This is a genomic window from Methylobacterium variabile (assembly GCF_001043975.1).
In the GTDB taxonomy this organism is placed as follows: domain Bacteria; phylum Pseudomonadota; class Alphaproteobacteria; order Rhizobiales; family Beijerinckiaceae; genus Methylobacterium; species Methylobacterium variabile.
Genome location: NZ_LABY01000381.1, coordinates 1 through 5,978 on the forward strand (window position 1 = coordinate 1; position 5,978 = coordinate 5,978).

5 protein-coding genes are annotated in these 5,978 nt (G+C 69.4%); all 5 read left to right on the forward strand.

From position 1 onward, the window contains the following. On the forward strand, positions 1-604 hold a 604-nt coding region (locus VQ02_RS33180), incomplete at its 5' end, for an alpha/beta hydrolase (RefSeq protein WP_048448537.1). Further along, positions 601-2,091 carry a flavin-containing monooxygenase gene (locus tag VQ02_RS33185; protein ID WP_048448538.1) on the forward strand — a complete coding sequence of 497 codons (1,491 nt, stop codon included), beginning with the start codon at positions 601-603 and terminating at the stop codon, positions 2,089-2,091. The genes VQ02_RS33180 and VQ02_RS33185, both read left to right, overlap by 4 nt. Before the next feature lie 168 nt (positions 2,092-2,259). Then, positions 2,260-3,753: an IMP dehydrogenase gene (guaB, locus tag VQ02_RS33190; RefSeq protein WP_048448539.1), complete on the forward strand. Its 1,494-nt coding sequence runs from the start codon at positions 2,260-2,262 to the stop codon at positions 3,751-3,753. Between the two features lie 168 nt (positions 3,754-3,921). Beyond that, on the forward strand, positions 3,922-4,719 hold the full coding sequence (locus VQ02_RS33195; protein ID WP_048448540.1) for an AraC family transcriptional regulator: 798 nt from the start codon (positions 3,922-3,924) through the stop codon (positions 4,717-4,719). Positions 4,720-4,797: 78 nt separating this feature from the next. Next, positions 4,798-5,523 (forward strand): dienelactone hydrolase family protein, encoded by a 726-nt coding sequence (locus tag VQ02_RS33200; protein WP_048448541.1) that lies wholly within the window; start codon positions 4,798-4,800, stop codon positions 5,521-5,523. Positions 5,524-5,978 lie beyond the last annotated feature (455 nt).

Here is a 5,978-nt window from a genome sequence, read left to right on the forward strand (position 1 = left end):
TTACCGCCTCGCCCCCGAGCACCCCTTCCCGGCGGCCCTCGACGACGCCGCCTCGTGCTGGTCGGCCTTCGCGGCGGCGGGGCCGGCGGGCCTCGCCGGGGATTCCGCCGGCGGCAACCTCGCCCTCGCGCTGATGCTGCGCGCGCGCCGTGACGGCCTGCCGCTGCCGGAGGCGGCGGTGCTGTTCTCGCCCTCCACCGACATGCGCGGCACCGGCGGCTCGATGCGGGCGAATGCCCGCCGCGACGCGATGTTCGACCCGACGAAGATGGAGCCCATGGTCGAGGCCTACCTCGCCGGGCACGACCCCGACGACCCCCTGGTCTCGCCGCTCCGCGGCGACCTCACCGGCCTGCCGCCGCTCTTGTTCCACGTCGGCGCCCGGGAGGTGCTGCGCGACGATTCGGTGCGCTTCGCCGAGAAGGCGAAGGAGGCGGGCGTCGCCGTCACCCTGCGGGTCTGGCCGGTGGTGCCGCATGTCTGGCAGCTCGCCCACTCGTTCCTGCCCGAGGCCCGCCGCTCCCTGGCGGAGGCGGCCGCGTTCCTGACCTCCCACGCCGCACCGTCGCGCAGCGCCGCGGCGCCGGGGGAGGCGGTCCGGTGACGGAGGCCGCCTGGCCGGCGAAGCCCCTCGACGTCCTGGTGATCGGGGCCGGGTTCTCCGGCCTCGCCATGGCGATCCGCTGCCTGCAATCCGGCATCGACGACCTGCTGGTGGTCGAGAAGGCCGAGGAGGTCGGCGGCACCTGGCGCGAGAACACCTATCCGGGTGCGGCCTGCGACATCCCGGCCCATCTCTACGCCCTGTCCTTCGCCCCGAAGGACGACTGGTCGCGGACCTATGCGGGACAGCCCGAGATCGCGGCCTACCTGCGCGAGGTGACGGACCGCTTCGGCCTCGCCAAGCACCTCGCCCTCGGCACCGCCGTCACCGGCGCGGTCTGGGACGAGGCGCGGTCGCTGTGGCGGGTAGAGACCGACCGCGGCCCCCTGGAGGCCCGGGTGCTGGTCTCCGGCATGGGGGCGCTCCATCACCCGGCCGTCCCGGCGATCCCGGGCCTGCACACCTTCGCGGGGGCGCTCTTCCACACTGCCGCCTGGGACCACGGCGTCCCGCTCGCGGGCAAGCGGGTCGGGGTGATCGGCACCGGCGCGAGCGCGATCCAGGTCGTGCCGGCCATCGCCCCCGAGGTCGGGCACCTCACGCTGTTCCAGCGCACGCCCCCCTGGGTGGTGCCGCGCAACGACCGGCCGATCGGCCCGCGGATGCAGGCCCTGTTTCGCCGCCTGCCCGCCGCGCGCCGGCTCCTGCGCGGCGTCCAGTTCTGGCTGCGGGAGGCGCAGGCCGCCCTCGGCTTCACCCGGGTCTCGGGCCTCACCCGCCTCGCGGAAGCCGCGAGCCGGCGCCACCTGCGCAAGCAGGTCCCCGACCTGGACCTCCGGGCCCGGCTGGCCCCGCCCTACCGGCTCGGCTGCAAGCGGGTGCTGATCTCCGACGATTACTACCCGGCCCTGACCCGGCCGAACGTCACCCTCGAGACCGGCGCCATCCGGGCCGTCACCCCGGACGGGGTGACGATGGCCGACGGGACCCACCACTCCCTCGACGTGCTGGTGCTGGCCACCGGCTTCGACGTCACCGCGTCGCTGGCCCGGGTGCCGGTGGTCGGCCGCGACGGGCTGATCCTGGCCCGGGCCTGGGGCGAGCGGGTGGCGGCGCATCGCGGCGTGGCGCTTGCGGGCTTCCCGAACTTCTTCATGCTGCTCGGCCCCAACACGGGCCTGGGCCACAACTCCGTGGTGCTGATGATCGAGGCGCAGGTCGGTTTCGTCCTCGCCTGCCTGGCCGAGATGCGGACGCGGAACCTCGCCGCCATCGAGCCGGCGCCCGAGGCCCAGGCGCGCTACCTCGCCGAGCTTGAGGCGCGCCTGTCCGGCAGCATCTGGCAGCAGGGCGGCTGCGCCAGCTGGTACCAGGACGCGGCCGGTCGCAACATCGCGCTCTGGCCCGGCACCGTCGTCGCCTATCAGCGGGCGATGCGGGCGCCGAATTGGGGCGAGTTCGTCCTCACCCCGGCCGGGACGCGGTGAACGAATCGCAAGAGGCGTGGATCGCATCGCTGCGCTGCGGCGATAGCGCTTTGCGCCCGTCACAGGCGCGTGCTATCGGCCGGTGCCAACTCAATCCAGGCAAATTGCCCGGCGCAAAGCCGATTTGGCGGCTTCCTTGAGGTTGCCGCACGCACGAGGAGTTGGTTCATGGCCCGCATCAGCACCGATACCATCATCGAGGGCCTGACCTTCGACGACGTCCTGCTCCGGCCCGCCGCATCCTCGGTGATGCCGGCCGAGGTGAGCCTCGGCACCCGTCTCACCCGCACGATCAAGCTCAACATGCCGATCATCGCCTCGGCGATGGACACGGTGACCGAGGCCCGGATGGCCATCGCCATGGCGCAGAACGGCGGCCTCGGGGTGATCCACCGCAACCTCGAGCCGCCGGAGCAGGCCGAGCAGGTGCGGCTGGTGAAGAAGTACGAGTCCGGCATGGTGCTCAACCCGATCACCATCCACCCGGACGAGACCCTGGCCGACGCCTATCTGCTGATGCGCCACCACGGCATCTCCGGCATCCCGGTGGTCGAGCGCGGCCCCAACGGCTCCCGCGGCAAGCTCGTCGGCATCCTGACCAACCGCGACACGCGCTTTGCCACTGACCAGACCCAGCCGGTCTCCGAGCTGATGACCCGCGACCGGCTGATCACCGTGCGCGAGGGCGTGACCCAGGACGAGGCCAAGCGCCTGCTGCACCAGTTCCGCATCGAGAAGCTGCTCGTCGTCGACGACCATTACCGCTGCATCGGCCTGATCACCGTCAAGGACATCGAGAAGCAGGTCGCCTACCCGAACGCCATCAAGGACGAGCAGGGCCGCCTGCGGGTCGCCGCCGCCACCACCACCGGCGACGGAGGGTTCGAGCGGGCCGAGCGCCTGATCGACGCCGGCTGCGACGTGATCGTGGTCGACACCGCCCACGGCCACTCCGCCAAGGTGCTCGAGAGCGTGCGCCGGGTGAAGACCCTGTCGAACGCCGTGCAGGTGATCGCCGGCAACGTGGCGACGCGCGAGGGCGCCCAGGCGCTGATCGATGCCGGCGCCGACGCGATCAAGGTCGGCATCGGCCCGGGCTCGATCTGCACCACCCGCATCGTCGCCGGCGTCGGCGTGCCCCAGCTCACCGCGATCATGGAGGCGGTCGAGGCCGGCAACGAGGCCGACGTGCCGGTGATCGCCGATGGCGGCATCAAGTACTCGGGCGACCTCGCCAAGGCGATCGCCGCCGGCGCCTCGGTGGCGATGCTGGGCTCGCTGCTCGCCGGCACCGACGAGGCCCCGGGCGAAGTCTTCCTGTACCAGGGCCGCTCCTACAAGAGCTACCGCGGCATGGGCTCGGTCGGCGCGATGGCGCGCGGCTCGGCAGACCGCTACTTCCAGGCCGAGGTCAGCGACACCCACAAGCTCGTGCCGGAGGGCATCGAGGGCCAGGTCCCCTACAAGGGCCCGGTGGCGGCGGTGCTGCACCAGCTCGCCGGGGGCCTGCGCGCCGCCATGGGCTATGTCGGCGCCCCGTCGATCCCGGAGATGCAGGAGAAGGCGCAGTTCATCCGCATCACCAATGCGGGCCTGCGCGAGAGCCACGTCCACGACGTGACGATCACCCGGGAAAGCCCGAACTATCCGGGGCGGGTGTGATAGACTTGTCGCCGGCTGCGACGGCGTAACAGGACAGCGCGCCCTCTCTCCTTTGTGGGAGAGGGGGCCGCCGGGATCGCTGCGGGCTTCCTCCGAGCGTGCCGCGGGATCGCCAGGATAGGCGATAGAGGCTCACGAGGTCTGGAATCGCCTGAAGCCGGAATCGGCATGTTCGAGCATCACCCTCCTGCGAGCGCTCTGGCAGGCTACGTGCTCGGCTATTGGTTCGTCAGCGATCTTGCCGGCGTTCATGCCTGCGCTCCTGTTCGGACGGTGCCAAGCACCGCCACCGTGCTGACCCTGCATACTGGAAATCCCAACAGGTCGGACGACGGGTCCACCGTGCCGGCCGCCTCGCTGCTCGGCCCCCAGCCGACGTCAAGGACCTGGTGGTCGCTGGCCGGTACGCAGTTCGTCATGGCGATGATGACTCCGGTCGGTATGGCGCGTCTGTTTCCCGGGGATGGACAGCATCTCGCGACCAACCTGGCGGATCTCGGAGCGATGATCGGCGATCGGGACGCAGGCCGGCTGCTCGACGTCGCTTCGCACGACGATCGCCGGACCATCGTCCGAGAGCTGGATCGCTGGTTCGGCGGAAGACTGACCGCGGCTCAGCCTGACGTCGAGAGATTTGCCGCAGCCTACGCCATGCTGAGCCGCGACGGAAAGATCGGCGCCGCTGCCGTTCATGCCGGCCTGTCCATCCGCCAACTTCAGCGGCTGTCCATGGCGTACGTCGGGATCAGCCCGAAGCAGATCTACGAGATCCAAAGATTGCGTGCGAGCCTTGTTGCCGTGCAGCTCGGTCGCGGCGATCCGCTCGCCGGCTTTGCTGACCAGTCACACCAGATCCGGACCTGGAAGAAGCGCCTCGATCTCACGCCGGCCGCTTATGCGCGCCGAGGGCAGTCCCTGATCCGCCGCTCGATCGCTGTCCCGGAACAGTGGACGCATTACCTCTGAGGCTGCCTCGTCGCCTTTGTTCAATACAGAGATTGCATAGTTCGGGCAGAACGCTTCGGCAAACTCCGGGAGCGCGACATGCAAGGCGAGTTGATCGAGTACCGCGACGGTGACTGCGTCATGGAAGGTTATCTGGTCCGACCCGTCGGTGCGAGCGGAAACGTCCCGTGTATCCTTCTCTGTCATGATTGGAGCGGGCTGAATCGGTCAACGCGCGACGCCGCCCACAGATTCAGCGCGCTGGGATATGCCACCTTCGCGCTCGATGCTTATGGCAAGGGTTTGCGGGGAGATGAGCGCGGCGACAACAGCGTATTGATGAACCCGATGATGGAAGATCGGGCCCTGCTCTGCGACCGCTTGCTGGCAGGCGTCATGACCGCCCGGCGTTTCGATGGCATTGATGCCGATCGCATGGCGGCTGTCGGCTGTTGCTTCGGGGGGCTCTGCGCGCTCGACATCGTTCGTGCAGGCGCAGCCGGCGTGAAGGCCGCGGTCACCTTTCACGGAGGACTGAAGCCGCCCGGCCTGGGCAAGCAGCCTCCGATCTCGGCGCGCGTTCTCCTGCTCCATGGCTGGAGCGACCCGATCGTGCCGCCGGAGACGGTGGTCGCGGTCGCCCAGGAACTGACCGATGCCGGCGCCGACTGGGAGATGCATGCATACGGCAACGTCATGCATGCCTTCACCTTTCAAGATGCCAATTTGCCCGAATTCGGCGTGTTGTACGATCGTGCCGCAGCTACAAAGGCGTGGGCTGCTGCAAGGTCGTTCCTGGAAAAGACAATTGGCACCGCTTCTTAAAAACCCGGCAAAGAGATGAAATCATGAAACTCATTGTCGCTGCATGAACTTCTTCACGGGGCAACGACTGCGTGGAAGGATCCGAAATTTGCTGAGCGGGGGTGATGCGCTGAACGACCGGCGGAGCGTCGGCCAATCACGGTTCCGCCGCACAGGATCATCCCGGGGCTCGCCGCAGGCGAGAGCCCGGGATCCAGACGCCAGATGGTGCAGAACGAAGAAGGCGTTCCGTCCTTTGATCGATCTGTGGTTCTGGATTCCGGGCTCCGCTTTCGCGGCCCCGGAATGATGAAGAGGTCGGAAAATCTGTCGGCAGGCTGACGCGAGCGCCAGCCCTTAGCCTCCCTGCGGCCCACCCGGCCCCGGCCCCAGCCGCCGCGCCAGCCGCTCGATGCGCTCGGCGGTGCGCTGCACGGCCTCGGCGAGGCGCGCCTCGGAGGCCTCGCGCTCGGCGC